This is a genomic window from Halovibrio salipaludis (assembly GCF_002286965.1).
Taxonomy (GTDB): Bacteria; Pseudomonadota; Gammaproteobacteria; order Pseudomonadales; family Oleiphilaceae; genus Halospina; species Halospina salipaludis.
Window position 1 is genome coordinate 157,449 of sequence record NZ_NSKD01000005.1, and the last position, 25,021, is coordinate 182,469.

Genomic DNA, 25,021 nt, shown 5'->3' on the forward strand with positions numbered 1-25,021 from the left:
AGGAAGTCACATGAAGTCGGTGGGGTTTTTGCGGGTGCCGTCCTTGACCACCTCGAAATGCACATGTGGCCCGGTGGAGCGACCGGTGGATCCCATGGTCGCGATTTTCTGGCCCTTATCGACGATTTCGCCCTTTTCGACCAGCAGTTTCTTGGCGTGGGCGTAACGGGTCTGGTAGCCATCACCATGGTCGATCTCAACGATGTAGCCGTAACCGCCCTTCTCGCGGGCCTCTGTCACAACACCGGCGCCGACCGAGATGACATCCCCGCCTTCACGGCCGGCAATATCCACGCCGGTGTGCCAGGCCCGGCGGCCACTGAAGGGGTCCGTGCGGTAACCATAGGGTGATGATGTCCAGCCCCAGGTCACGGGCCTGCCATCCACTTCACGCTGGCTCTTGAGCTCACGGTTGGCGATCAGGCGGTCCAGGAGCGTGAGCTGCTTCTCGCGGGAGCTCAGCCGGCTTTCAAGGGCGCTGATCTGGTGTTCAAGGGCCGTGGTGGTCTGGCTGTCCCCCGTCATTTCGGGTTCCGGCCCTCCCATTGCAGGGCGGGACTCAAAGTCGAACTCCTCGCCGGAAAGATCCGCGGATGCCATCAGGTTCTGGCCCAGCGCATCCACCCGCAGGGCGCGGGCCTGAAGCTCCCCTACACGCCGTGTCAGCGCTGAGATCTCGCTCTCGGCCCTGGACTCGATCCGATCCAGTTCCTCATGAGTCTCATCCAGCCGCTCTTTCCAGCGCTCGACCATGTGACTTTCAGCAACGGTGCCCGTTGCGCCGGACTGGACCGCCAGCTGGTAACCGCCCCAGCCGGCCCCGGCCATCATCAATGCCAGGCTGGCACCCGCTGCGAACAGCGTACTGCGCCCCGGAGAAAATACCCGGGCTCTGCCATGATGGCGGCCTACAAAAAGTATGTTCATAGGTTCAACCGAACTCTCTGTCCTGCGACTCTGTGTTCTGAGACCGTGCAGCATCCCCCGACCGGTTATTGATCGTAGGATGGATGCCGAGCATACTCCAAGTGAGAGTCTAACGGAATCTTAACTGTGAGACAGGTCACGGAAAGGTTCCGTTACAATTTTAAGGTATTACCGTCTACAGGTAGCGCTGATGCCCCGGGAAAACCGCCCCGCCCACCCCCTCGACAGTGGCTCGGAAGGCCCGCTCAGCCGGCTTCTCAAACAGGCCGAACAGCACCGGCGTGTCGAAACCGGCATCCTTGAAGCACTGCCCGGCAACCTGGCCGAATGCTGCCGTTTCGGCGGCTATGCCAATGGCGAACTGACACTCCTGGTCCCGGACAGCACCCGCGCCAGCCAGGTCCGCTTCCAGCAGCGCCGCATTGTCCAGAACCTGCGGCAGGATGAGCGCTTCAGTCAGGTATGGCGTGTCCGCGCACGGGTCCAGCCCTGGCATGACCCACGCCCGCGAACGGCAAGGGATCGACCGGAAATGACGGCGGAGAATGCCGAGTTGCTCAGGGAAGTAGCGGAGGAAACGGAGGACAGCGGCCTCAGCGGGGTACTGAGACGCCTGTCCTCACATGCCCGGAAGGGCCAGTAGCCGGATCAGCCCGTCGCGGCCAGACTCGGCTTGAAGTAGGAGATAGGGGCTTTGGCCTCATCGTCGAAGGTCACGACTTCCCACGCATCCTCTTCCGCAATGAGCTTGCGGAGAAGCTTGTTGTTCAGGTCGTGTCCCGATTTGAAGCCGCGGAACTCACCGATCAGACTGCTGCCCATCAGATAGAGGTCACCAATGGCGTCGAGCATCTTGTGGCGGACGAACTCATCGTCGTAGCGCAGACCGTCCTCGTTCAGGATGCGGTAGTCATCCACCACGATGGCGTTATCCACACTGCCACCCAGAGCCAGATTCATGGAACGCAGTGCCTCGATATCCCGCATGAAGCCAAAGGTCCGCGCCCTGCTCACCTCCTTGACGAAGGACGTGCTTGAGAAATCAACCGTGGCATTCTGGTTACGGCCTTCGAACACCGGGTGATTGAACTCAATGGTGAAGCTCACCTTGAAACCGTCGAAAGGCGTGAACGTGGCCCACTTGCCTTCTTCCTCAACGGTGATTTCACGCTTGATGCGGGTGAACTTCTTGGGCGCTTCCTGCTCGGCGATGCCGGCGGACTGCAGCAGGAACACAAAGGGCCCCGCACTACCGTCCATGATCGGCACTTCCGCCGCACTCAGCTCCACATAGCAGTTATCGAGCCCCAGACCGGCCATGGCCGACATCAGGTGCTCCACTGTCGCAACACGGACCCCATCCTTCACCAGAGTGGTGGAAAGCATGGTCTCGCCGACGTATTCGGCCCTGGCTTCCACCTCCACGACCGGGTCCAGATCCACACGCCGGAATACGATGCCCGTATCCACCGGCGCCGGCTTCAGTGTCAGAAACACTTTCTCGCCGGAATGGAGCCCGACGCCGGTGGCTCTGATGGTGTTCTTCAGGGTGCGTTGTCTGATCATGATGTCATTGTTCCGTCATGGAAACGGCTTAAACTGGAAGCCGTAATTTTGGGCATACTGTAACAGATGGCGTGTCTGGACGCCATTTGTACAGTCTGTGGAAAACCGAGACATTGGCTGCAGTGACGCACAATGCCCCGGGATCCCCACGGCCTTCAGTCAGCCTGCCGACGCAGGAATGCCGGGATGTCGAGGTAGTCGACATTGGTATCCTGCTCACCCTGGCTGTCCTGATCCACGGCCGCATTCCCCTCGCTGGCCACGGCACGCCGGCGCAGTACCGCCGGGCGATCCAGCTGGTTGTAGTCGGTCTTGCCGTCCATGCTGCGGGTGTTGTCCACCACCTTCTGCGGTGAATCCCCTTCGGCATTGAGCCCGGTTGCGACCACGGTCACCTTCAGCTCGTTCTCCATTTCCGGATCGATCACGGTACCGACCACAACGGTAGCGGATTCGGAGGCGAATTCGCGCACGATGTCGCCGACCTCGCTGAACTCGCCGAGGTTCAGGTCCATGCCAGCGGTGATGTTCACCAGGATGCCACGTGCGCCCTGCAGGTTGATGTCGTCCAGCAGCGGGCTGCGGATGGCGCCCTCGGCCGCCTCGCGGGCACGTTCGTCACCGGTGGCCCGGGCAGTCCCCATCATGGCGTTGCCCATCTCGGACATGACCGTCTTCACGTCCGCAAAGTCGACGTTGATCATGCCGTTGCGAGTGATCAGATCGGCGATGCCCTGAACGGCACCCAGGAGCACGTCGTTGGCCGAGGCGAAGGCATCCAGCAGGCTGGTGTTCTTGCCCATCACCGTCAGCAGTTTCTCATTGGGGATCGTGATCAGCGAATCCACGGTGTCCTCAAGCGCCTTGAGGCCGGCGTCGGCCACTTTCATACGCTTGCCACCCTCGAAGCCGAACGGCTTGGTGACCACGGCCACGGTCAGGATACCCATCTCGCGGGCCACTTCGGCCACGATGGGCGCAGCCCCTGTGCCGGTGCCGCCACCCATGCCGGCGGTGATGAAGACCATGTCCGAGCCCTTCAGAGCCTCGGCAATGCGGTCACGGTCCTCCATCGCGGACTGCCGCCCGATCTCCGGGTTAGCCCCGGCGCCCAGGCCCTTGGTGATGTTGCCACCCAGCTGGATCAGGGACTTGCTGTCGAGATCCTTCAGCGCCTGGGCATCGGTGTTGGCGCACAGGAACTCAACCCCCTCGACCTCGCTCGACAGCATGTGGCGGACGGCATTACCGCCACCCCCGCCGACGCCGACGACCTTGATCACTGCGCTCTGCTCTACGTTGTCTACCAGTTCAAACATTCCCCTTCTCCTTCCTTCTATCCAGCGGCTTGTGCCGCTTTATTTGGATTCATTGAAAACCGATTCAGAAATTCCCGGTGAACCACTGCTTGATCCGTGCCAGGAGTGAATCTCCCGCAGCCGGAGAGGGACCGCCCCCGCGTCCCTTCTCCGCCTGCCGGAAGCCGTACATCAGCAACCCCGCGCCGGTGGCGTACACCGGGGTGCCGATCACATCGCTCATGCCCGTCACGCCCGACGGTATCGCCAGGCGCACGGGCGCATGAAAGATCTCTTCCGCCAGTTCGACCGCGCCTTCCATCATGGAAGAGCCGCCGGTCACCACGATTCCCGCCGGAATCAGATCCTCGAACCCGCTGCGCCGCAGTTCGGACTGGACCAGGGTGAAGAGCTCCTCGTACCGGGGCTCGACCACCTCCGCCAGCGCCGCCCGGGACAGATCCCTGGGCGCACGGTCACCAACGCCGGGCACCTTGATGGTTTCCTCGGCGCCGGCCAGCTGCGTCAGGGCACAGGCGTAGCGGGTCTTGATCTCTTCGGCATTCTGCGTGGGCGTGCGCAGTGCCATGGCGATGTCGTTGGTCACCTGGTCCCCGGCAATGGGGATCACCGCCGTGTGCCGGATGGCCCCGCCGGTGAAGATGGCGATGTCAGTGGTACCGCCGCCGATATCCACCATGCATACGCCCAGCTCGCGTTCGTCGTCCGTCAGCACCGAATAGCTCGATGCCAGCTGTTCCAGGATGATGTCGTCCACATCCAGGCCACAGCGACGCACACACTTGTCGATGTTCTGGACCGCGTTCACCGCGCAGGTCACCAGGTGGACCTTGGCCTCAAGCCGCACACCCGACATGCCCAGGGGCTCCTTGATGCCCTCCTGGTTATCGATCACGAACTCCTGGGGCAGGATGTGCAGCACTTTCTGGTCGGCCGGGATCGCCACCGCCTGGGCGGCATCAATGACCCGGTCGATGTCCGCCTGGGTAACCTCCCGGTCCCGGATCGCGACAATACCGTGGGAGTTCATGCTGCGGATGTGGCTCCCGGCGATACCGGCATACACGGAATGGATCCGGCAGCCGGCCATCAGCTCCGCTTCCTCAACCGCACGCTGGATCGCCTGGACCGTGGTTTCGATGTTGACCACCACCCCGCGCTTGAGGCCGCGTGACGGATGCGAGCCGATGCCGGCAACCTCGATGGAACCGTCCGGATTCTGCTTGCCGACCAGCGCCACCACCTTGGAGGTGCCGATATCAAGCCCGACGATCATGTTCTCTGTGTCTGCCGATGACATAACCTGAGTCCCGTGATTCAAGAATCTCTCCAGCGCACCGCAACCCCGTTGCCATAGCGCGCATCCACCCCGGTGATATCCGCCGCCACAGGCGACAGCCGGGATTCGTAAACCGTCATGAACCGTTCAAAGCGCTCCCGGACCCGGTCCCGGCCCAGTGAGACGCTTATGCCGTTGTCCAGAAGCAGCGTCCAGGCGCCCCTGGGCTCCAGGCTGACGCTTTCAAGCCCCAGCCCCAGCGCGGCCAGCTCGCCACGGAAGGCCCGGGCCCGCTCCAGCACCTCGTCCGCACGCCCCGCCGGTCCATTGAGCCGGGGCAGGTCCAGGGCCGCCGGCGCCGCAGGCCGGAATACCGTACCCTCGCCGCTGATCAGCGCCCGCCCGTTCCACAGCGCCACGGGTTCATGCTCACGCACACTGACGGTCAGGGTGCCGGGCCATTCGCGCCCAACGGCCGCACTCTCAACCCACGGCAGCATTTCGAGCTGGGCCTTCACCCGGGACAGATCGGTGGCGAAATAGCTTGTCCCGATGAACGGCTCCAGATGATTCTGCAGCGCTGGCTCCGTTACCCGCGTCAGCTCGCCCTGTACCTGGACGCGGCTGAAGTCCTGATCGAGGAACTGGACGCCCTGAGCAATAGTCCAGGGCAGCATCGCGGCGGTAATTGCGACCACCAGCCCGAGCGAAACCTGACTCCAGGGCACACGCCGCACGGCACCGCCCGCCATGCGCAGGGCCAGGCGCAGCGCCGAGGGATCCTCCACCATGGGACTGGCGCCGCGCTGGCGCGCAGTCCTGGTGCGTGTATCCCGGATCCGCAGTGGCGACAGAAGCCCGTTCATGCCCGCACCTCCAGTGTCTGTTCCAGGATCCGGACACAGAGTTCCCGGAACCCGATGCCGGCCGCTTCAGCGGCCATGGGCACCAGGCTGTGGTCGGTCATGCCGGGAATGGTGTTCACTTCCAGAAGCCAGAAATCGCCGGCGGCGTCCTGCATCACATCCACCCGGCCCCAGCCACAGCCATCAATGACCCGGAAGGCCTCGAGCGACAGCTCCCGGATACGCTGCTCGTGGCCGCTGTCGAGGCCACTGGGCAGCATGTAGTGGGTGTCATCCGAGAGGTATTTGGCCTCGAAATCGTAGAAGGTGTGATCGGTGGCCAGTCCGATCACCGGCAGCGCCTGCTCGCCCAGGATACTGACCGTGTACTCGCCGCCTGTTATCCATTCCTCCACCAGCACCAGGGGATCGAGCTCGCAGGCCTGGATATAGGCCTCCTTCAGTTCGGCCACTGTTTCCACCTTGCCGATACCGATGCTCGAGCCCTCACGCGCTGGTTTGACACCGAGCGGAGCACGCAGCTCACCCAGGATGGCCTCCGCCTCCTCGAGCGAGCGCATGAGCCGGAAGGCCGGTGTGGGAAGGCCGGCGCCCGCGAACGCGTACTTGGTGCGCAGCTTATCCATCCCCAGCGCTGAGGCCAGAACCCCGCTGCCGGTATAGGGGACCCCCGCCTGATCCAGTATGGCCTGGGGGGTGCCGTCCTCGCCGCCACGACCATGAAGGGCGATGAAGCACCGGTCGAACTGCCCTTCCGCGGCCAGCTTGAGAATGGCGTTACCCTGCACATCCACGGCATGGGCGTCCACGCCCGCCGCCTGCAGCGCGTCGGTCACCGCCTGCCCGCTCTTGAGCGAGACACTGCGCTCCGCCGAATCGCCGCCCATCAGGACCGCAACACGGCCCAGTGCCCGTGCCTGTTCTGCGCTGACGCGGAATTCATCAGTGACCGTCATGATCACCTCCGCTTCCGGTCAGTCCATTCGCCGCAAGACGTGCCGAGAGGCCCCCGATGTCGCCGGCCCCCTGGGTAATGAGCAGGTCGCCGGGCTGGAGCAGGTTCTCCAGCAGATCCTCGACCCGGTCCGTGTCCTCCACGAACACCGGATCCAGCTGCCCCCGCTGGCGCATGCTCCGGCACAGGCTGCGACTGTCCGCGCCGGGGATCGGCTGCTCACCTGCCGCGTAGACATCCAGCATCAGCAGCACATCCACGCTGGAGAGCACCCGCACGAAATCGTCATAGAGATCACTGGTCCGGCTGAACCGGTGCGGCTGGTAGATCATGACCAGGCGACGGCCGGGCCAGGCATCGCGCACACCCTGGATCACCGCCTCCACCTCGCGTGGATGGTGCCCGTAGTCGTCCACCAGCGTGACCTCGCCCCCGGCTACGGGGTAGTCGCCGTAGACCTGGAAACGACGGCCGACACCGGAGAAATGCTCCAGTGCCCTCAGAATATCCTCATCCCCGACCCCCTCATCCGTGGCTACGGCAATCGCCGCCATGGCATTGAGGACGTTGTGCCGACCCGGCATGCGCAGGCGCACTTCCAGGTCCGAATAGCCATCGGGACGCAGCGCACGGAAACCGGTACTGAAACCGTCCGTGTGCACGTCCACCGCTCGGTAGTCAGCGTCCTCGCTGAAACCGTAAGTGATCACGGCGCGCGAGATGCGTTCCGCCACTTCCCGCACCCGGGGATCATCACAGCACATGATGGCCACGCCGTAGAACGGCAGGCTGTGCAGGAACTCCACGAAGGTCTGCTTGAGCTTCTCGAAGTCACCGCCATAGGTGTGCATGTGGTCCGCATCGATATTGGTGACCACGCTGATCACCGGCGTCAGATGCAGGAAAGAGGCATCGCTTTCATCGGCCTCGGCCACCAGGTAGCGCGAACGCCCCAGCTGGGCATTGGTACCGGCGCTGTTGAGCTTGCCACCGATCACGAAGGTCGGGTCCAGGCCGCCCTCGCCCAGGATCGAGGCGATCAGGCTGGTCGTCGTGGTCTTGCCGTGGGTGCCCGCCACCGCAATGCCGTGGCGGTAGCGCATGATCTCGGCCAGCATCTCCGCACGCGGCACCACCGGCACGCGGTTTTCCCGTGCCGTTACAACCTCCGGGTTGGATTCATCCACGGCACTGGAGACCACGACCACGTCCGCATCGGCACTGTTCTCGCCGCGGTGCCCAATGGCCACGCGGATCCCCAGGCCTCCCAGATGCCGGGTCACGGCACTTTCACGGATATCGGAGCCGGTCACCTCATAGCCCTGGTTGTAGAGCACTTCCGCGATCCCGCTCATACCGGCACCGCCGATACCCACGAAGTGGATCCCGCGGATACGCCGCATCTCGGGCACGTCATGGACCATGGGGCTGGTATTACGCTCGGCCATGAGCCGCCTCCAGACAGTAATTGACAACACGTTCGGTGGCGTCCGGGACCGCCAGCTCGCGGGCCCGCTCCGCCATGGTGCGCAGCGCGTCCCGATCGTCATCGAGACGCTGGATTTCCCGCGCCAGACCCGCCGCATCCAGCTGGGACTGCGGCATCAGAAGGGCCGCACCGGCATCGCTGAGATGACGCGCATTGGCCGTCTGGTGGTCATCCACCGCGTGCGGGAACGGCACCAGAACGGATCCCACGCCCACACAGGCGAGCTCCGCCAGCGTCAGCGCGCCCGCACGGCAGACCACCAGGTCCGCCCAGCCGTAGGCTTCCGCCATATCCCCGATAAAGGGCACCACGTCCGCCGACAGACCCGCGTCCGCATAGGCTTTGCGGGTGCTTTCCAGGTGATCCCGGCCGCACTGATGGCGGACTTCCGGCTGTTCACCGGCTGCCAGCGACGCCAGTGCCTCCGGCACCACTTCATTGATGGCGCGGGCACCGCGGCTGCCCCCCAGGACCAGCAGTTTCAGCCTTTGCCCGCGCCCGATACGTTCAGCCGGTTCCGGAAGCCCCGTCAGGTCCTGGCGCACCGGATTGCCCGTGCAGCGGGTCACGGTTCTGCTGCCATAGGCGCCGGGAAACGCCTCCAGCGTGATCTCAGCCAGTCGCGAGAGCCACTGGTTGGTCATACCCGCAACCGCATTCTGTTCATGGATCACCAGCGGCCGGCGCAGAAGCCAGGCCGCCAGGCCACCCGGCCCGGCCGCGAAGCCGCCCATACCCAGCACGCAGTCCGGGCGGACACGGCGGATCACCGCAACCGCCTGCCACAGCGCCCGCACCAGCTTCAGCGGCGCCGCCAGACGCGTGAGACCGCCCTTGCCCCGCAGACCGGAAACCTCGATCAGGTGCAGGGGAATGTCCCGGCCACCAATCAGATCGGCTTCCATGCCGCCCCTGGAGCCAAGCCAGGCAACGTCGTGGCCCTTTTCCCGGAGAGCTTCCGCAGTGGCCAGTGCCGGGAAAACGTGCCCGCCGGTGCCGCCCGCCATGATCAGGAAACGCTGGCTCATGATGCCTCGCCCTCCTGCGCACGCTGGTCTTCAACTTCCATCTGGACCCGCGCGATCACGCCAATGGTGACGCAGCTCACCACCAGGCTGGAGCCGCCATAGCTGACAAGCGGCAGGGTCAGGCCCTTGGTGGGCAGCAACCCGGTGTTCACGGCCATGTTGATGTAGGCCTGGAGCGCGATCAGCAGGGTCAGGCCATAGGCCAGGCAGGCGCCGAAAGTCATGCCGGCGTCCCGGGCCTGGCGGGCAATGCGCAGGCCGCTCAGGACCAGCACCGTGAAGGTCAGCAGTATGCCCAGCGCTCCCAGGAGCCCGAATTCCTCGGCAGCGATGGCAAAGATGAAATCCGTATGGGCTTCCGGCAGATAGAACAGCTTCTGGATCGAATTGCCCAGACCGGTGCCGGTCCACTCGCCACGACCGAACGCGATCAGCGCCTGGGTCAGCTGGTAGCCGGAATTGAACTGGTCCTTCCAGGGATCGAGGTAGGCCACCAGGCGCTCAATCCGGTACGGCTGGCTGAACAGCGCCGCGGCACCCAGGGCCAGACCGGTCAGGCTCACCACCAGGAAGCGACCCAGCCCGACACCGCTGACGAAGATCACGCCGAAGGCGGCCGCCATCAGAACCACCACGGCACCGAAGTCCGGCTGCGCCAGGAGAAGTCCGCTGGCTGCTCCCAGTATAAGCAGCGGCTTGAGCACGCCGGGCCAGGTCGCCACCACTTCCGCATGGCGGCGAACCACGTAACCGGCCAGATAGACCACCAGCAGCCACTTGGCCGCCTCGGAGACCTGGAGGTTGGCCGCACCGAGGGAGATCCAGCGGGTGCTGCCATTAACGGTGACCCCCAGGGGCGTCAACACCAGGATCAGCAGAAGGAAAGCCCCAGCCAGCCACAGCCAGGCACCGCGCAGCCACCAGACCAGCGGAATGTTGGCCGCAACCAGGCCCGCCAGGCAGCCGAAAACCACATAGACGCTCTGGCGCAGGACGAAATGCAGCGGACTGCCGTAGTTCTGTGCCGCCACATCCATGGAAGCCGATCCGATCATCACTATGCCGGTCGTCAGCAGCACACCCGCGCTCAACAGCAGCGCCGTGAGTTCGCGGCGCGGCGTGCGGATGGGCATGTTTCCCGCTACCGCCGTCATAACGCCTCCACGGCCCGGGCGAAAGCATCACCCCGGGCCTCATAATTGCTGTACTGATCCAGGCTCGAGCACGCCGGGGAAAGCAGTACCCGGTCTCCGGCGCAGGCCCTGTCCGCCGCGACCCTTACCGCTTCCTCCATGGTGCTGACACGGGTGCTGGCCACATGGTTCCCCAGGGCCTCCTCCAGAATCGGTGCATCCTGACCCATGAGCACCAGATGGCGGACCCGCCCGGTCACCGCCTCCACCAGCGGGGACAGATCCGCGCCCTTGGCATCGCCGCCGGCAATCAGCACCAGCTGACCCTCGGCGGGCGCCAGGCTTTCGATGGCGGCCCGGGTGGCGCCCACATTGGTGGCCTTGGAGTCGTTCACCCAGAGCACGCCGTTGTGTTCCCGCAGGCTCTGGCTGCGGTGCGGCAGACCCCGGAACCGGCGGGCTGCTGCCAGCATGGCGTCCATGGGCAGCCCGATGGCATTGCCCAGCGCCAGCGCCGCCAGCACATTGGCGATGTTGTGCATGCCGGCCACGCCCAGCTCGCTGGCGTGCATCAGGTTGTCGAGGCCATGAGTCAGCCAGAGACCGGTTTCGTCCTCGCGGGTACTGAAGACCCCGAGGTCCACCCGGAAGAGGCCGAAGAAGTGCGGCACCATGCCCTCGTTGAGCAGCGGCTGGCTCAGGGGATCGTCCAGGTTCACGACGGCATTGCGCGCGCCCTGGAAGATCCGGTGCTTGGCCTGGAAGTAGCTCATCCGGTCCGGGTAGCGGTCCATGTGGTCGTCGCTGACATTGAGGACCGTGGCCACCTCGGCTTTCAGGTCCGTGGTGCGTTCCAGCTGGAAGCTGGAAACCTCCAGGATATAGAGCGGCACGTCCGGGGCGATCAGATCCAGCGCCGGCGTCCCCAGGTTCCCCCCCACACCGGCGTTCACGCCGGCCTCCGCGGCCATCTGCCCGAGCAGCGTGGTGACCGTGCTCTTGCCGTTGGAGCCCGTGATGGCCACCACCGGTGCCGCCACGGCTTCCCGGAACAGGTCCAGGTCGCCGGAAATCCGCACGCCCGCCTCGGCGGCCGCCGCGATCGCCGGTTCATCCAGGCTGATCCCGGGGCTGACAATGAGTTCATCGAAACCGCAGAACCAGTCCGGATCAAATGCGCCGGTGACCACTTCCAGATCCGGCCAGCGCTCGCGCACCTCAGCAAGACCCGGCGGCTGGGCACGGCTGTCCGCCACGGCCAGTTGCCGGCCGAGTGCATGGCAATGACGCACGCACGACAGGCCGGTAGCTCCCAGCCCGACGATCAGCGTGCGACGATCCGATGCAATCAGTGCCATGACTGTCTGCCCTACCTCAGCTTGAGGGTCGCGAGACCCACGAGTACGAGAATGACCGTGATGACCCAGAACCGCACGATCACGCGCGGCTCCGGCCAGCCCTTGAGTTCAAAGTGGTGATGCAGCGGCGCCATGCGGAAAACCCGCCGGCCGGTCAGCTTGAACGAAGCGACCTGGACGATGACCGACAGGGTTTCCACCACGAAAATGCCGCCCATGATGAACAGCACGATCTCCTGGCGGACGATGACCGCCAGGACCCCAAGGCCCGCGCCCAGCGCCAGGGAACCCACGTCCCCCATGAAGACCTGCGCGGGATAGGTGTTGAACCACAGAAAGCCCAGGCCGGCGCCGACAAGAGCACCGCAGTAGACAAGCAGCTCGCCGGTTCCGGGCAGGTTCGGAATCTGCAGGTAATCCGCGAAATTGGCGTGACCGGAGGCATAGGCGAAGATCCCCAGGGCCGCCCCGACCATGACCGTGGGCATGATCGCCAGCCCATCCAGCCCGTCAGTGAGGTTGACGGCATTGCTGCTGCCGACGATCACCAGGTAGCTCAGCACCACAAAGGCAACCGGGCCCATCAGCAGGCCGAAATCCTTGAAGAACGGCATAATGAGGGTGATTTCCTGGGGCAGCGTGGCGGTGGCGTAGAGGGCCACCGCTGCCAGGAATCCGGTGACCGACTGCCAGAAATACTTCCAGCGTGCCGGCAGCCCTTTGGGGTTGCGATCCACCACCTTGCGGTAGTCGTCAACCCAGCCAATGGCCCCGAATGCCAGCGTCACGCCCAGCGTGATCCAGACATAACGGTTGCTCAGGTCCGACCACAGGAGTGTACTCAGCGCCACCGCCACCAGGATGAGCGCGCCGCCCATGGTGGGAGTGCCGGCCTTGCTCAGGTGTGTTTCGGGGCCGTCATCCCGCACCGCCTGGCCGATCTGATACTGCGCCAGGTGCCGGATCATGGCGGGGCCGATGAGCAGCGAGGTCAGCAGTGCCGTCAGCACCCCCAGGATGCCCCGGAGCGTAATGTACTGGAACACGGCAAAGCCGCTGATGTACTGCGCCAGAAAATCAGTCAGCCAGACTAGCATGTGTCGTCGTTCCTCTCTCTGAGACGGGTAACCGCCCGATCCATACCCGCGCTGCGCGAGCCCTTGACCAGGATCGAAGCGGCCTCCCCCAGTTCATCCCACACCCGGTCCGCCAGTGTTTCCGGGGCGTCGCCGGTGTGGGTCCCGTCACCGAAGCCGTCGGCGTAATCGCTGGCATGGCTTCCGGTGACCATCAGTTGTTCAATGCCCAGCTGTCGGGCGAGTTCGCCCAGGACCCGATGCTGGCTGGCCGCTTCCGACCCCAGTTCCGCCATATCCCCCAGCAGCGCAAACCGCGGTGCCGGCATGGCGGCCAGAGTCCGCAGGGCAGCTGCCATGGAGGCCGGATTGGCGTTGTAGCTGTCGTTGAGAATGCGGATGCCCGGCCGCAGCGTGATGGGCTCCAGCCGACCAGCCACGGCCGGTGTCTTCGCCAGCCCGCGGGCGACCCGATCCATGTCCAATCCCAAACTGTGCGCCGCTGCGGCCACCAGAAGGGCATTGGCCACGTTGTGCCGACCCGGAATGGGCAGTCGGATGTCGGTGGCGGTCACGGCATCACCAAGCAGCGTGAACGCGATGCCGTCAGCATCCTCGCGGATGGATTCCGCCCGGAAGCTGGCATCCTGATCCCCCTGCGCGGAAATACTGAGCACCCGCCGCATACCGGCCCGTGCCCGCCAGTCCTCAAAAGCGGCCTCGTCATGATTCAGGATGACGGTGCCTCCGGCGCGCACGGAATCGATGATCTCGCCCTTGGCGGAGACAATGCTCTCCAGGCTGCCAAAGCCCTCCAGGTGCGCCTCACTGGCATTGGTGATGATGCCAACGTCCGGCGCGGCCAGGGACCCTGTCCAGGCGATCTCGCCAAGCCCGCTGGCCCCCAGCTCCACGACTGCGTACTCTGCATCCGGCCCGAGCTGGAGCAGGGTCAGCGGCGCACCGATCTCATTGTTCAGGTTGCCCTCGGTTGCCATCACGGCACCGGCTTCCGCCAGCACCGTCTGCATCATCTGCCGGGTGGTGGTCTTGCCGGAGCTGCCGGTAATTCCAACCAGTCGCCCCGCGAATTCAGAACGGTTGAGCCCGGCAAGGCGCCCCAGTGCGTAACGGCTGTCCCGCACCTGGATCATCGGCATGCTGGCATCCACCTTTTTCTCCGCGACGATGGCACAGGCGCCCGCTTTTTCCGCTTCCCGCACGAAGTCATGCCCGTCGAAACGGTCCCCGGTCAGAGCCACGTAGAGGGCGCCCTTCGCCAGAGTCCGGGTATCAATCCCGACACGGCTGAAGAACAGGTCCTCACCCCGCAGAGTGCCCTGAACCAGGGGTGTGATTTCCGCCAGGGAGAATGCCCGCATCATGCTGCTTCCCCTCCCTCGCCGATCAGTCTGCGCACCACGCCGGCATCGCTGAAGGCGGTACGGACGCCACCACGCTCCTGGGTGGTTTCATGGCCCTTGCCCGCGATCAGCACCAGGTCCGTCGCATCCGCTTCCCGGAAGGCGGTGGTGATGGCCCTGTCACGGTCATGGATGACCCGCGCACCGGCGGCATCGGCCATTCCGGAAAGGATGTCCGCCACGATGCCCTCCGGTGATTCATCACGCGGGTTGTCATCGGTCAGAATCACATGGTCCGCCAGCCGTTCCGCCACTTCGCCCATGGCCGGGCGTTTGGTCTGGTCACGATTGCCGCCACAGCCGAAGACACACCACAGCTCGCCACTGACATGGGGTCTGAGTGCGGCCAGCGCGTGTTCAAGCGCCGCTGCTGTGTGGGCGTAATCAATCACCAGCTTCAGGCCGCTGGTCGCCGCATGGGGCTCAAGGCGCCCCGGCGGCGCTTCCACCCCGGCGGCCGCGGTCTCCACCACCCCGGGAGGGATCCCCAGGGCCAGTGCGGTGGCACTGGCGGCCGCCAGATTCTCAATATTGAAATGGCCCATGAGTCGGGTCTGCAGGGACAGGCGCCCCAGACGGGTATCGAAGATCGCGGCCATGCCATCGCTGGCGGGCCTGGCATCACGGATACGACATTCGAGCTGTTGCGCCATGGATCCGTAACGCCAGAGGCGGGTTTCAGCCGGCAATTGGCCAAGCAGTTGCCGGCCGAAATCATCATCCGCATTGACCACCGCAATGTCCGGCTCGTGGTCCATGAAGAGACGCGCCTTGGCGGCACCGTACGCTGCCATATCAGCGTGGTAATCCAGATGCTCAGGCGAAAGATTGGTGAATACGCCGGCATCAAACCGCACCCGGTCCACCCGGCCCTGCACAAGGGCGTGGGATGAAACCTCCATGACCACGGCTTTCGCGCCCTGATCCAGGAAGCCAGCCAGGAGGCTGTGCACCCGGGTCACATCGGGGGTGGTATGGCTGGCCGTCTCCCGGGATTCCCGGAAGGCGTAGCCAAGGGTCCCCATGGTAGCCGCGGGGATACCGCCCGCCTCCAGAATGGCCGCGAGGAAGCCGGTAACGGAGGTTTTGCCGTTGGTACCGGTCACTCCGATCACGGTGAGGTGGGCGGATGGATGGCCATGAAAGTAATCCGCCAGACCTGCCAGGCAATCCGCCAGGCCGGCAACCGGAACCAGAACGGCCCCACGATACTCCCTGGGGTCCCCGGCGCCATCCTCCAGCAGGACCGCCACCGCTCCGTTCGCGACGGCGTCATCCACGTGCGCCCAGGGATCCCCGCCGGAACCCGCCAGCGCGATGAAGGCATCCCCCGGGCGGACCCGCCGGCTGTCGGCACTCAGGCCATGCACCCAGACATCCAGTACCGATGGAATGGCAACCCGGTCCCTGAGAAGGTTCTTGAGACTGTGCGCGACGTGGCTCATCCCTGCCCTCCATCAGCACCGGCGGATTCATCTGCCATGGAAGCTCCCCCGGAGGGGCTGACATTCAGCAGTCGCAGCGCATCCCCCATGATGCGTCCAAAGATGGGCGCGGCCACCTCACCGCCGTAGTACTCAGTGCGCGAAGGCGCATCAACAGTGACCACGGTGACCACCTGCGGGTCATCAACCGGCCCCATGCCGGCAAACAGCGCCTTGTACTGATCCGACTCGTAGCCGCTGGCGCCGACCAGATGGACTGTCCCGGTCTTGCCCGCCAGACGGTAGATCCCCTGGTCCGCACGCTTGCCGGTACCCTCGTCCACCACCCTGGCGAGCATCGCCCGAACCTGACGTGCGGTCTCTTCCGACATGACCCGCTGGCCCTTCGGGGTCTCATCGTTTTTAAGCAGGGTCACGGGGTAACGGATACCGCCATTGGCCAGGGTCATGTAAGCCTGGGCCATCTGCAGCGCATTCACGCTGAGTCCATAGCCATAGGAAAGCGCCGCCACCTCAACAGGGCGCAGGTTCACGCTCGCCGGCAGGATACCAACCGACTCCCCGGGGAAACCGATGCCCGTGGACTGCCCGAAACCCACGCTGTAGAACAGGTTCTGGAGCCGCTTCCCGGAAAGTTCGGAAGCGACACGACTGATGCCCACATTCGAGGAACGGATAATGATCTCGGCGAGCGAGAGCCGGCCGTAATCGCGATGATCCCGGATCGTGTAGGCGCCCATCTGGCGGTAGCCGGGGCTGGTGTTGACGACGGTTTCGGGGGTGAACTCGCCAGACTCAAGAGCCGCCGCCGCCGTAAAGGGCTTGACGGTCGAGCCCGGCTCATACAGGTCGGTGATGGCCCGGTTGCGGACACGGGCGGGATCCCGCTGGCCACGGTCATTCGGGTTGAGCGCCGGCTGGTTGGCCATCGCCAGGATCTCACCGCTGTCCACATCCAGCATGACCACGGTACCACCACGGGCACCATGGGCCTCGACGGCAGCCTTGAGCTCGCGGTAGGCGAGGTACTGGAGCCTGAGATCGAGGCTCAGCCCGAGGTCGTTACCGGGATGGGCTTCGCGGATGGGGCCGAGATCGCGGATGGTGCGCCCACGGTTATCCCGGAGTACGCGCTTGCTCCCCTTCTCACCCGCCAGCCAGTGATTGAAGGAAAGCTCCAACCCCTCCTGGCCCTGTTCATCGATGTTGGTGAATCCAACCACGTGGGAGGTCACTTCCCCGGCCGGGTAGTAGCGACGGTACTCGCGCCGGCTGTAGACACCGGGGACCCCCAGCTCCATGACTTCCCGGGCCAGGGCGGGTTGGACCTTGCGGCGCAGGTAAAGGAATTCTCGTTCGCTGTTCTTGGCAAGGCGCTCGCGCAACTGCGCAGCATCCAGTTCCGCCACCTCCGCAAGGCGGGGTATCGCGGGATGGTCCGACGGCAGCTCACCGGGATTGGCCCAGAGGGTCTTGACCGGGGTGCTGATCGCCAGGGGTTCGCCGTGACGGTCGCGGATCACGCCGCGGTTGGCATCAATGGGTTCAACGCGGGCGGTGCGTGCCTCACCCTGCTCGCGCAGGAATTCATGATCCAGGACCTGAAGCTCCACCAGCCGACCAGCAACGGCGACGGCGGAGCCCAGCACCGCAACCAGCACGAGCAGGTGCCGCCACGGTGCCATGGCCACGCGGTCGTGCCTGCGAGCGGTCTGTTGGTGTTTTTGTCCCGCCATGAATCTACCGCGTTGTCACGACTACAATGTCATCGCGGGCGGGAACCTTCATTTCCAGTTCCCGCGCCGCGCGCCCTTCCACATGGCTGTGCGCGCTGAGCGCACTCTGTTCCAGAAGAAGCTGTGTCCACTGCCGTTGATAGGCATCCCGCTCATCCCGGAGGTCGTTGAGGGTGCCGTACAGGGTCCGATTGAGATGGGACGCATGCACCACGGCCAGCGCCGATGCCGTCAGCACCAGCAGCATCACCAGCGTCGCCAGTACCCTGGGATCCCAGAGTCCCCGGAAGATACGACTGGAAATACGTGTCGCGGCGTCCAGCACTTCCCGCCAGCGCAGCGCTCGCCCTCCGGCTTCGGATCTGACTGCCGTTGCGCCCATGATCAGGCCTCCCCCGCACTGCTGCGTTCAAGCACACGCATCACGGCACTGCGTGCACGCACATTCACACTGCGTTCAGCCTCCGACGCCTGTACGGCACGGCCCACTGTCCGGAATCCCGTCTCTTCCATCTCTGCCGTCACCGGTACACCGCGCGGCAGTTGCGGCCCCCGGCTGAGGTCACGCATGAAGCGCTTCACGCGGCGATCCTCAAGCGAGTGGAAGCTGATCACCACAAGACGCCCTCCCGGGCCAAGGTGATCCACCGCCTGACGGAGCGCCTCGTCCAGCTGCGGCAACTCTTCGTTCACCCGGATCCGGATCGCCTGGAATGAGCGGGTCGCCGGGTGCTTGTAACGATCCTCGAACGGCACCGCCTCACGGATCAGCTCGGCCAGCTGAGTGGTGCGGGTAACCGGCTGCTCCTGCCGGGCCTCGACAATGCGGCGGGCAATCCGCTTCGCGAACCGCTCTTCACCGTAGTCACGCAGAACCCGCGCAATCTCCTTCTCATCCTCATTGGCCAGCCAGTCAGCAGCGCTCTGCCCCGTATCCGGATCCATGCGCATATCCAGCGGACCGTCATGACGGAAGCTGAAGCCACGTTCCGGCTCATCCAGCTGCGGCGAGGAGACGCCCAGATCGAAAAGAACGCCATCGACCCATGACCAGCCAGCCTCATTCAGAAGCCCGGCCAGGCTGCCAAAGTCGCCGCGCTGCACGCTGACCCGCGGATCCGCCTCTGCCAGCTCCCTGGCTACCCGGATCGCTTCCGGATCACGGTCCAGAACCAGGAGACGGCCGGAGTCATCCAGCTGGTCGAGAATGGCGCGGCTGTGGCCGCCCCGGCCGAAAGTGGCGTCCACGTACCTGCCCGCCGGCGTGGTCACCAACGCATCAACGGCTTCCTGTTGCAGTACGGACTCATGAGCCATGGCCAATTCTCCAGCCCCCGCTAAAGCGACAGGGACTTCATCTCTTCCGGGATTTCCTCATCGCCGTCATCCTCCTCAAGCCAGGCCATCCAGCGCTCCTCGCTCCAGAGTTCCAGCTTGCGGCCCTGGCCGACCAGGTAGAGTTTCTTCTCCAGGCCGGCGTAATCACGCAGCGGCTGCGGCACCAGAATCCGGCCCGCGCCATCCAGCTCCAGCGGTGTGGCATAACCGATAAGCAGCCGCTGGGTGCGGCGTACCGCCTTGTTGAAGCTCGGCAACGCTTCGATCTTGGGCAGGATCTCCTCCCACTGCGGCTCGGGGTAGACCAGCAGGCAGCGTTCCTCGGTGTGGGCGGTCAGCACAATACGGCCACCACAGAGCGTCTCGAGGTCCTCGCGCACACGAGCGGGGATAGCCAGGCGCCCCTTGGCGTCCATATTGATCGCATGACTGCCGAGAAAATTCGTCATGGTCGATTCGCTACCCCGATTCGGTGGCCCGGATCACCAACTGACCCAATGCCACCACTCATAACCCACAAGACACCACTTGATGCCACTTTTTACCACTTGGCGACACTATAAGAAGACTCCGGGGGCAATGCAAGAAAACCCACGCCGCCTGGATCAGGGAAAAATGCCGTTGTGCCAGTGATTTAGGGGGGAAAGCAGTGAACGATAGGTAACGCGCGGGTAACAAATGCCGCCTTTTCAGAAACCTGGAGAAACCTCCAAGAATTCACGTCAAGGTCAAGATTTTTTTGCTATAAGAGAAGTGGTTCAAAAGAAGTGAAGGCAATAGAAAGGGTGGCCCGGGCTTCACTGAGGGAAGCCACGGGCCTGTTCGAGTCCGCCTGTAAGCCGGGTTCTGTCGTGTGCAGTCATTCCTCTGGGATCCGCGTCACCGCGAACCTCAAGCAGCCTACCCGGGTCCGGTGCGGGCCACACCTCTGGACCCCTATTTGGCCTTGCTCCGAGTGGGGTTTACCGTCGCCGTGGACTGTTGCCAGCCACGCGGTGCGCTCTTACCGCACCTTTTCAACCTTGCCGGCGGCCCGTGGGCCGCTTAGGCGGTTTCCTTTCTGCTGCACTTTCCGTCGGCTCGCGCCGCCCAGGCGTTACCTGGCACTCCGCCCTGTGGAGCCCGGACTTTCCTCCCTCCCCGTACAATGACGGGAACAGCGACTGCATAGCGGGCTCAGTCGGAAAATTAACGGCTTCAGCCCCATTTTACAAGGCCTTTATTCCCGGTTCTGCATCGCCAGAGCCCGCTGATAGAGCCCACTACGCCCCTGACCTGTGATCCGGGCAGCCATGCGGGCGGCATCACTGACACTGAGACGGGTCATCAGCTGCGTGAGCAGATGATCCACTTCCACATCCAGACCTCCGGCTTCCGCCTCGGCTCCCGAAACCATAAGCACGAACTCGCCTTTCAGCGGAATCCTGCCATCCGCGACCTGATCGGCAAGTTCCACCAGCGTCCCCTGAACCGACTGCTCGTGGGCCTTGGTGAGCTCACGCGCCACCACCGCGACACGGGCATCCCCAAAAGCGCCAGCCATATCCGCCAGCGCCCCCGCTACCCGCCGGGGGGATTCATAGAACACCATGGTTCGGGTTTCCCGCCCAAGGGCTTCGAGCGCCCGCCGGCGCGCCCCCGCCTTCGGGGGCAGAAAGCCCTCGAACACGAACCGGTCCGTGGGCAGACCCGCCACCGCCAGCGCCGCCGTTACGGCACTGGCCCCGGGAATCGTGACCAGCGGCAGCCCCTGCTCCCGCGCGGCCCGGACGAGGGCGAAGCCCGGATCGGAGATCAGCGGCGTTCCGGCATCCGAAACCAGTGCCAGCATCTCGCCACCGCGCAGCCAATCCAGCACCGTGGCAAGCTGACGATCCTCATTGTGTTCATGGAGGGGGGTCAGTGTCTTGTGCAGATCCAGATGCTCAAGAAGCCGCCGCGTCTGGCGGGTATCCTCGGCAAGAACCCGGTCGACGCCCGCCAGCACCCAGGCTGCCCGGGTGCTTATATCCCCCAGATTGCCAATGGGCGTTGCCACGACATAAAGGGTGCCTTTCTGTAAAGTCTCGGCCATGCTCAGACTGCCATTACCTGTTAGAATCGCCGGATTCCAATGAAGCCGAATCACCTGCAACAACGCCAGCCGAGACGCCCATGACAATCCGTTTGCCGGTCCTGACTGTTTTCCTGCTGCTGTTCGTTGCCGGCTGTGCCGTGGAGCCGGTCTCCACTCCTGAGCAGCAGCCCACCACCATTCAGGGCCTGCTCAGTGGCGCAGCGGACACCAATGATGCCAGCCTTCGCCGACAATATCAGCTCAAGGCAGCACAAATGCTGCAAAGTGACGGGGAATACGCAAGTGCACGCTCGCTTCTGGATGCAATGGATCCAGGACAGATCGAGGATGAACTCCGTGATCGCTACCTGTGGCTGAGCAGCCGTGATGCCGTTGAGCGCAGTGACGCGGATGCAGCAGAGACCCTTGCGGACCAGCTGGACCCCGAACTGCCCCTGCGGCTGCCCCCGGAACAGCGGGCCAACGCCTTTGAAGCGGTTACAGGCGTCTATGAACTCGCAGGGCGGCACCTGCCGAATGCCCGGACCCTGATTCTCTGGAACGGCAGTGACGCACGCCAGCCGGAGACGCTCAATCAGCGCATCTGGAGGGCACTGCGAGAGGTCCCCCGGAGCGAACTGGCGCCGGTCGCCGAACGCAGCTCGGACTACCGGGAGCGCGGCTGGCTGGAGCTCGCCCTGGCCCTGGCGGCGCATGAACAGCATGAGGTTGAAGCGCGTTCACGGGCCATCCGGGACTGGCAGAAGGCATGGCCCGACCACGGTGCGGCGGCGCCCTTCCCGGGAGAGCTCGCGCTGCTGCGCCAGCTCGATGAACTGCGCCCGGAATCCGTAGCACTGGCACTGCCTCTGAGCGGCCCCCTTGGAGGCGCGGGCGAAGCCGTGCGTGAAGGGTTCCTCGCTGCCTACTACCAGGATCTTGCCGACCCTGATCGTACAACGCCCGACATCAGCGTTCATGACACCCACGCCAGCACCTTCAGCGGCATCTACGGGGACCTGCTCAAAACGGACCCGGATCTTGTGGTAGGGCCGCTCAGCAAGGAGGCTGTTGAGGAGCTCACCTCCCTGCCCGCCCTGGCCATTCCCGTACTCGCACTGAACTATCATCGGGATGCACTCGTCACCCCGGAAAACCTGTTCCAGTTCGGTCTCGGCAGCGAGGACGAGATGCAGGCAATCACACAGCGCATCAAAGAGGACGGCCACAGCAACGTGCTGGCCGTCCTGCCCGAAGGTGACTGGGGCGTACGGATGGAAAAGGCACTGCGCAGCGCAGCCGACAAACAGGGCATCACGCTGCTGGAGACGGTCCAGTACGGCCCGGACAGCAACCTCAACCGTGTCGTGGCGGACGGCTTCAATATCAATCAGAGCCGCCAGCGTGCCAATGCCCTGATGCGCCTGACCGGCACCACCATGCGCTTTGAGCCACGCCGCCGCCAGGACGTTGACGCGCTCGTGCTGCTGGCGTCGCCGGAGGACGCCCGCCAGATCAACCCCCTGTTCGCCTTCTATTACGGAGGCGACCTCCCGGTTTACGGCAGCTCCCTGCTGTACCGCGGCTCTCCGGACCCGGCCAGGGACAGCGACCTGGATGGCATCCGATTCACCGATATTCCCTGGGTACTGGGCGAGGCACCACCGGAACGCGACAGCCTGCAGTCACTGTTTCCGGCACTGGCGAACAACTACGACCGGCTTTTTGCCCTCGGCTTCGACAGCTACCGCCTGACCCATCAGATCCAGCTCCTGCGGGAGATCGAGGCCTACCGGTACCAGGGTGTTACCGGCATGATCCGCAACAGCGCCAATGGCAGATTCCAGCGCACTCCCGACTGGGCGGTGTTCCGCAAGGGGGAACCCGGACCTCTGCCGGAAGCGGCAAAAGAGTCTGCTGGGCGCACTGACCACGAGTAAGGAAAACAACGGGGGAACAGGGATGGACACACGCAGCCAGGGACGGCACGCGGAAACAGCAGGGGCGGACTACCTGGAATCCCGGGGCCTACGCATCCTGGAGCGCAACTTCAACTGCCGTGCCGGCGAGATCGACCTGATCGGGCATGACGGGGAATCGCTCGTATTCATCGAGGTCCGCGCCCGCCAGGAAGACGCACTCGTGGATGGCGCCACCTCCGTGGATGAGCGCAAGCGGCGTAAGCTGATCCGGGCGGCTCGATTCTACCTACACCGTAACGGCCTGAACGACTGTTTCTGCCGTTTTGATATGCTCGCGGTCACGATCACCCGGGAGCACCACTATGAATTCGAATGGATCACCAATGCCTTTGATGCAACGCCATGAGTGACACAGAACAGCGCTTCAACCAGCACATTGCCAGCCACATGGAATGCATCGGCGAGACGGCCAGCATCGTTGCGCCTGTTCTGGGACAGGCCGCCGGCGCCATAGTGGAAACCCTGCTCAGTGAACGCCAGGTCCTGGTGTGTGGCAGCGGCAAGGCCAACGCCTTTGCCCAGTATTTCGCCAGCTGCATGCTCGCCTATCACGAAACGGAACGCCCTGCGCTGCCGGTTCTGAACCTGGGGGCGGATGCCACAACGCTGGCCGCCATAGGCCTCAACAACCGGATCCAGGAAGTGTTTTCACGCCAGATCCAGGCGCTCGGCCATGAAGGGGATTCACTGCTGCTCCTGACGGATGACGGCAACCGCTCAAGCCTGATCCAGGCACTGCAGGCCGCCCACGACCGGGGCATCCGTGTCATCGCGATAACCGGTCGTTCGGAGACGGACATTCATGCCCTGTTCCACGAAGACGACATCGATATAACGCTTCCGGATGTGGGCGCAGCCTGCACCGCCGAACTGATGGTGGTGATCCTCAATGCGCTCTGCAGCGAAATTGAGGCTCACCTGTTCAGCGACGGCTGATTCTCCGGCTACTTCACGACCTTGAGGTTCGGACGCTTCGAACCAGCATCCCCGGCGTTGTCGCCTTCTTCCCCCTGGTCCCCGGAAGGGCCGTCGGGGGGTTCTGGGTCACCGGGCTCCTGCCCGAAGACCATACCCTGCCCATTCTCCCGGGCATAGATGGCCATGACGGCGTAGACCGGCGCGTAAACACTGACCGGAACACCGCCAAAACGTGCTGTGAAGGAAACGGCGTCATCACCCAGCACCAGTTCCTTGACCGCGGAAGGACTGATGTTGAGCACGATCTGACCGTTGGAGACGTAATCCGCCGGAACCTGAACGCCATTCATACCCGCATCAACAACCAGATGCGGGGTCGCGTCATTATCCAGGACCCAGTCGTTGAGCGCCCGGATCAGATAGGGTCGGCTCGATTTCATTACTCACTCCCGGTCTGCCTGATCCAGTGGATCAGGTTCGCATGTCCTCTTCCACGTCGGAAAGGCTGGCCTTGAAACCCCGACGCTCGAAAAGGCGTTCCATATACTGCTCCAGTGGCTTGATGCCCTTCTGCGGCAGCTCAACCCCGAGCACCGGCAGGCGCCAGAGCAGTGGCCCGATGCAGCAATCCGCCATGGTGAACTCCTCACTGAGGAAGAACGGCATCTCCTGGAACAGCGGTGCCGACGCCACCAGACTTTCCCGCAGTTCCTTCCGGGCCTGGTCAGCGTCTTTGTCATTGCTGCCCGCCTCAATCCGGTCCACCAGGGAACACCAGTCGCGCCCAACACGCCACATCATCAGCCGGCTCTGGGCCCGCGCGACCGGGTAGACCGGAAGCAGGGGCGGGTGCGGGAACCGTTCGTCCAGGTACTCCATCATGATATTGGGCTCATAGAGCACCAGATCCCGGTCCACCAGTGTCGGCAGCGCATTGTAGGGATTCAGGTCGGCAAGCTCCGCCGGCGGATTGGAAGGGTCCACGTTGACCACATCAACGGTCACCCCTTTCTCCGCGAGTACAATCCTCACCCGGTGGCTGTAATGGCTCTGCGGGTCGGAAAAGAAGGTCATTGAGGACCGTTTGGTCACAGCAGCCATAGTGTTACCCCATGAGTTCGCCGAT

At 64.1% G+C, this 25,021-nt stretch carries 24 protein-coding genes and 1 other RNA gene; 4 read left to right on the forward strand and 21 right to left on the reverse strand.

The window, feature by feature from the left end; translation table 11 throughout:
- Positions 1–6: 6 nt before the first annotated feature.
- Entirely contained in the window at positions 7–927 is a 921-nt protein-coding gene (locus tag CK501_RS12095; RefSeq protein ID WP_095618001.1) for a M23 family metallopeptidase, read from the reverse strand.
- A gap of 190 nt (positions 928–1,117) precedes the next feature.
- On the opposite strand from CK501_RS12095, the gene CK501_RS12100 reads away from it, so the two are divergent.
- A complete protein-coding gene (locus tag CK501_RS12100) occupies positions 1,118–1,570 on the forward strand; it encodes a DciA family protein (RefSeq protein ID WP_095618002.1) in 453 nt (150 codons plus the stop codon).
- Between the two features lie 5 nt (positions 1,571–1,575).
- On the opposite strand, the gene lpxC is transcribed toward CK501_RS12100, so the two are convergent.
- The 18 genes from lpxC to rsmI form a co-directional block, all read right to left on the reverse strand.
- Positions 1,576–2,493, reverse strand: a complete 918-nt coding sequence (lpxC, locus tag CK501_RS12105; protein WP_095618003.1) for a UDP-3-O-acyl-N-acetylglucosamine deacetylase — start codon at positions 2,491–2,493, stop codon at positions 1,576–1,578.
- A 155-nt stretch (positions 2,494–2,648) separates the two neighbouring features.
- Positions 2,649–3,812 carry a cell division protein FtsZ gene (gene ftsZ, locus CK501_RS12110; RefSeq protein ID WP_095618004.1) on the reverse strand — a complete coding sequence of 388 codons (1,164 nt, stop codon included), beginning with the start codon at positions 3,810–3,812 and terminating at the stop codon, positions 2,649–2,651.
- A gap of 64 nt (positions 3,813–3,876) precedes the next feature.
- Entirely contained in the window at positions 3,877–5,112 is a 1,236-nt protein-coding gene (gene ftsA, locus CK501_RS12115) for a cell division protein FtsA (protein ID WP_077528658.1), read from the reverse strand.
- 17 nt (positions 5,113–5,129) lie between these two features.
- Positions 5,130–5,957 carry a cell division protein FtsQ/DivIB gene (locus tag CK501_RS12120; protein ID WP_095618005.1) on the reverse strand — a complete coding sequence of 276 codons (828 nt, stop codon included), beginning with the start codon at positions 5,955–5,957 and terminating at the stop codon, positions 5,130–5,132.
- Positions 5,954–6,913, reverse strand: a complete 960-nt coding sequence (locus CK501_RS12125; RefSeq protein WP_095618006.1) for a D-alanine--D-alanine ligase — start codon at positions 6,911–6,913, stop codon at positions 5,954–5,956. The genes CK501_RS12120 and CK501_RS12125 overlap by 4 nt, the downstream gene beginning before the upstream one ends.
- Entirely contained in the window at positions 6,900–8,360 is a 1,461-nt protein-coding gene (gene murC, locus CK501_RS12130) for a UDP-N-acetylmuramate--L-alanine ligase (RefSeq protein ID WP_095618007.1), read from the reverse strand. The genes CK501_RS12125 and murC overlap by 14 nt, the downstream gene beginning before the upstream one ends.
- A complete protein-coding gene (murG, locus tag CK501_RS12135) occupies positions 8,347–9,429 on the reverse strand; it encodes an undecaprenyldiphospho-muramoylpentapeptide beta-N-acetylglucosaminyltransferase (protein ID WP_095618008.1) in 1,083 nt (360 codons plus the stop codon). The genes murC and murG overlap by 14 nt, the downstream gene beginning before the upstream one ends.
- Positions 9,426–10,583, reverse strand: coding sequence for a putative lipid II flippase FtsW (gene ftsW / locus CK501_RS12140; protein ID WP_095618009.1), 1,158 nt, complete (start codon positions 10,581–10,583; stop codon positions 9,426–9,428). The genes murG and ftsW overlap by 4 nt, the downstream gene beginning before the upstream one ends.
- Positions 10,580–11,920, reverse strand: coding sequence for a UDP-N-acetylmuramoyl-L-alanine--D-glutamate ligase (gene murD / locus CK501_RS12145; protein ID WP_095618010.1), 1,341 nt, complete (start codon positions 11,918–11,920; stop codon positions 10,580–10,582). Before murD ends, ftsW begins: the two co-directional genes overlap by 4 nt.
- An 11-nt stretch (positions 11,921–11,931) precedes the next feature.
- Positions 11,932–13,017: a phospho-N-acetylmuramoyl-pentapeptide-transferase gene (mraY, locus tag CK501_RS12150; RefSeq protein WP_095618011.1), complete on the reverse strand. Its 1,086-nt coding sequence runs from the start codon at positions 13,015–13,017 to the stop codon at positions 11,932–11,934.
- Positions 13,011–14,381 carry a UDP-N-acetylmuramoyl-tripeptide--D-alanyl-D-alanine ligase gene (locus CK501_RS12155; RefSeq protein ID WP_095618012.1) on the reverse strand — a complete coding sequence of 457 codons (1,371 nt, stop codon included), beginning with the start codon at positions 14,379–14,381 and terminating at the stop codon, positions 13,011–13,013. The genes mraY and CK501_RS12155 overlap by 7 nt, the downstream gene beginning before the upstream one ends.
- Complete coding sequence (locus CK501_RS12160; protein WP_095618013.1) at positions 14,378–15,865, reverse strand: UDP-N-acetylmuramoyl-L-alanyl-D-glutamate--2,6-diaminopimelate ligase; 1,488 nt, start codon at positions 15,863–15,865, stop codon at positions 14,378–14,380. Before CK501_RS12160 ends, CK501_RS12155 begins: the two co-directional genes overlap by 4 nt.
- On the reverse strand, positions 15,862–17,601 hold the full coding sequence (locus CK501_RS12165) for a peptidoglycan D,D-transpeptidase FtsI family protein (protein WP_095618014.1): 1,740 nt from the start codon (positions 17,599–17,601) through the stop codon (positions 15,862–15,864). The genes CK501_RS12160 and CK501_RS12165 overlap by 4 nt, the downstream gene beginning before the upstream one ends.
- Before the next feature lie 4 nt (positions 17,602–17,605).
- On the reverse strand, positions 17,606–17,983 hold the full coding sequence (gene ftsL / locus CK501_RS12170) for a cell division protein FtsL (RefSeq protein ID WP_095618015.1): 378 nt from the start codon (positions 17,981–17,983) through the stop codon (positions 17,606–17,608).
- Positions 17,984–17,985: 2 nt separating this feature from the next.
- On the reverse strand, positions 17,986–18,918 hold the full coding sequence (gene rsmH / locus CK501_RS12175; RefSeq protein ID WP_095618016.1) for a 16S rRNA (cytosine(1402)-N(4))-methyltransferase RsmH: 933 nt from the start codon (positions 18,916–18,918) through the stop codon (positions 17,986–17,988).
- A 20-nt stretch (positions 18,919–18,938) separates the two neighbouring features.
- Positions 18,939–19,388 carry a division/cell wall cluster transcriptional repressor MraZ gene (mraZ, locus tag CK501_RS12180; protein WP_095618017.1) on the reverse strand — a complete coding sequence of 150 codons (450 nt, stop codon included), beginning with the start codon at positions 19,386–19,388 and terminating at the stop codon, positions 18,939–18,941.
- 370 nt (positions 19,389–19,758) lie between these two features.
- Positions 19,759–20,118: RNase P RNA component class A (gene rnpB / locus CK501_RS12185), an RNA gene on the reverse strand.
- Positions 20,119–20,158: 40 nt separating this feature from the next.
- Positions 20,159–21,013, reverse strand: a complete 855-nt coding sequence (gene rsmI, locus CK501_RS12190) for a 16S rRNA (cytidine(1402)-2'-O)-methyltransferase (protein WP_095618018.1) — start codon at positions 21,011–21,013, stop codon at positions 20,159–20,161.
- Between the two features lie 80 nt (positions 21,014–21,093).
- On the opposite strand from rsmI, the gene CK501_RS12195 reads away from it, so the two are divergent.
- The 3 genes from CK501_RS12195 to CK501_RS12205 are packed head-to-tail and all read left to right on the forward strand — an operon-like array spanning position 21,094 to position 23,913.
- Complete coding sequence (locus CK501_RS12195; protein WP_095618019.1) at positions 21,094–22,935, forward strand: penicillin-binding protein activator; 1,842 nt, start codon at positions 21,094–21,096, stop codon at positions 22,933–22,935.
- Positions 22,936–22,957: 22 nt separating this feature from the next.
- Positions 22,958–23,323, forward strand: coding sequence for a YraN family protein (locus CK501_RS12200; protein ID WP_095618020.1), 366 nt, complete (start codon positions 22,958–22,960; stop codon positions 23,321–23,323).
- The gene (locus tag CK501_RS12205; RefSeq protein WP_095618021.1) at positions 23,320–23,913 is read left to right on the forward strand and encodes a D-sedoheptulose-7-phosphate isomerase; all 594 of its coding nucleotides are present in this window, start codon (positions 23,320–23,322) and stop codon (positions 23,911–23,913) included. The genes CK501_RS12200 and CK501_RS12205 overlap by 4 nt, the downstream gene beginning before the upstream one ends.
- 8 nt (positions 23,914–23,921) lie before the next feature.
- On the opposite strand, the gene CK501_RS12210 is transcribed toward CK501_RS12205, so the two are convergent.
- Together CK501_RS12210 and CK501_RS12215 are read right to left on the reverse strand one after the other, a co-directional pair.
- On the reverse strand, positions 23,922–24,335 hold the full coding sequence (locus CK501_RS12210; RefSeq protein WP_095618022.1) for a ClpXP protease specificity-enhancing factor: 414 nt from the start codon (positions 24,333–24,335) through the stop codon (positions 23,922–23,924).
- A 31-nt stretch (positions 24,336–24,366) separates the two neighbouring features.
- Positions 24,367–24,996, reverse strand: a complete 630-nt coding sequence (locus tag CK501_RS12215) for a glutathione S-transferase N-terminal domain-containing protein (RefSeq protein ID WP_095618023.1) — start codon at positions 24,994–24,996, stop codon at positions 24,367–24,369.
- Between the last annotated feature and the right edge of the window lie 25 nt (positions 24,997–25,021).

What these genes read in the sequence shown, in the direction of transcription:
- CK501_RS12095 (WP_095618001.1), bottom strand. Translation starts at nt 927, where the DNA reads ATGAACATACTTTTTGTAGGCCGCCATCATGGCAGAGCCCGGGTATTT.
- CK501_RS12100 (WP_095618002.1), top strand. Translation starts at nt 1,118, where the DNA reads ATGCCCCGGGAAAACCGCCCCGCCCACCCCCTCGACAGTGGCTCGGAA.
- lpxC (WP_095618003.1), bottom strand. Translation starts at nt 2,493, where the DNA reads ATGATCAGACAACGCACCCTGAAGAACACCATCAGAGCCACCGGCGTC.
- ftsZ (WP_095618004.1), bottom strand. Translation starts at nt 3,812, where the DNA reads ATGTTTGAACTGGTAGACAACGTAGAGCAGAGCGCAGTGATCAAGGTC.
- ftsA (WP_077528658.1), bottom strand. Translation starts at nt 5,112, where the DNA reads ATGTCATCGGCAGACACAGAGAACATGATCGTCGGGCTTGATATCGGC.
- CK501_RS12120 (WP_095618005.1), bottom strand. Translation starts at nt 5,957, where the DNA reads ATGAACGGGCTTCTGTCGCCACTGCGGATCCGGGATACACGCACCAGG.
- CK501_RS12125 (WP_095618006.1), bottom strand. Translation starts at nt 6,913, where the DNA reads ATGACGGTCACTGATGAATTCCGCGTCAGCGCAGAACAGGCACGGGCA.
- murC (WP_095618007.1), bottom strand. Translation starts at nt 8,360, where the DNA reads ATGGCCGAGCGTAATACCAGCCCCATGGTCCATGACGTGCCCGAGATG.
- murG (WP_095618008.1), bottom strand. Translation starts at nt 9,429, where the DNA reads ATGAGCCAGCGTTTCCTGATCATGGCGGGCGGCACCGGCGGGCACGTT.
- ftsW (WP_095618009.1), bottom strand. Translation starts at nt 10,583, where the DNA reads ATGACGGCGGTAGCGGGAAACATGCCCATCCGCACGCCGCGCCGCGAA.
- murD (WP_095618010.1), bottom strand. Translation starts at nt 11,920, where the DNA reads ATGGCACTGATTGCATCGGATCGTCGCACGCTGATCGTCGGGCTGGGA.
- mraY (WP_095618011.1), bottom strand. Translation starts at nt 13,017, where the DNA reads ATGCTAGTCTGGCTGACTGATTTTCTGGCGCAGTACATCAGCGGCTTT.
- CK501_RS12155 (WP_095618012.1), bottom strand. Translation starts at nt 14,381, where the DNA reads ATGATGCGGGCATTCTCCCTGGCGGAAATCACACCCCTGGTTCAGGGC.
- CK501_RS12160 (WP_095618013.1), bottom strand. Translation starts at nt 15,865, where the DNA reads ATGAGCCACGTCGCGCACAGTCTCAAGAACCTTCTCAGGGACCGGGTT.
- CK501_RS12165 (WP_095618014.1), bottom strand. Translation starts at nt 17,601, where the DNA reads ATGGCGGGACAAAAACACCAACAGACCGCTCGCAGGCACGACCGCGTG.
- ftsL (WP_095618015.1), bottom strand. Translation starts at nt 17,983, where the DNA reads ATGGGCGCAACGGCAGTCAGATCCGAAGCCGGAGGGCGAGCGCTGCGC.
- rsmH (WP_095618016.1), bottom strand. Translation starts at nt 18,918, where the DNA reads ATGGCTCATGAGTCCGTACTGCAACAGGAAGCCGTTGATGCGTTGGTG.
- mraZ (WP_095618017.1), bottom strand. Translation starts at nt 19,388, where the DNA reads ATGACGAATTTTCTCGGCAGTCATGCGATCAATATGGACGCCAAGGGG.
- rsmI (WP_095618018.1), bottom strand. Translation starts at nt 21,013, where the DNA reads ATGGCCGAGACTTTACAGAAAGGCACCCTTTATGTCGTGGCAACGCCC.
- CK501_RS12195 (WP_095618019.1), top strand. Translation starts at nt 21,094, where the DNA reads ATGACAATCCGTTTGCCGGTCCTGACTGTTTTCCTGCTGCTGTTCGTT.
- CK501_RS12200 (WP_095618020.1), top strand. Translation starts at nt 22,958, where the DNA reads ATGGACACACGCAGCCAGGGACGGCACGCGGAAACAGCAGGGGCGGAC.
- CK501_RS12205 (WP_095618021.1), top strand. Translation starts at nt 23,320, where the DNA reads ATGAGTGACACAGAACAGCGCTTCAACCAGCACATTGCCAGCCACATG.
- CK501_RS12210 (WP_095618022.1), bottom strand. Translation starts at nt 24,335, where the DNA reads ATGAAATCGAGCCGACCCTATCTGATCCGGGCGCTCAACGACTGGGTC.
- CK501_RS12215 (WP_095618023.1), bottom strand. Translation starts at nt 24,996, where the DNA reads ATGGCTGCTGTGACCAAACGGTCCTCAATGACCTTCTTTTCCGACCCG.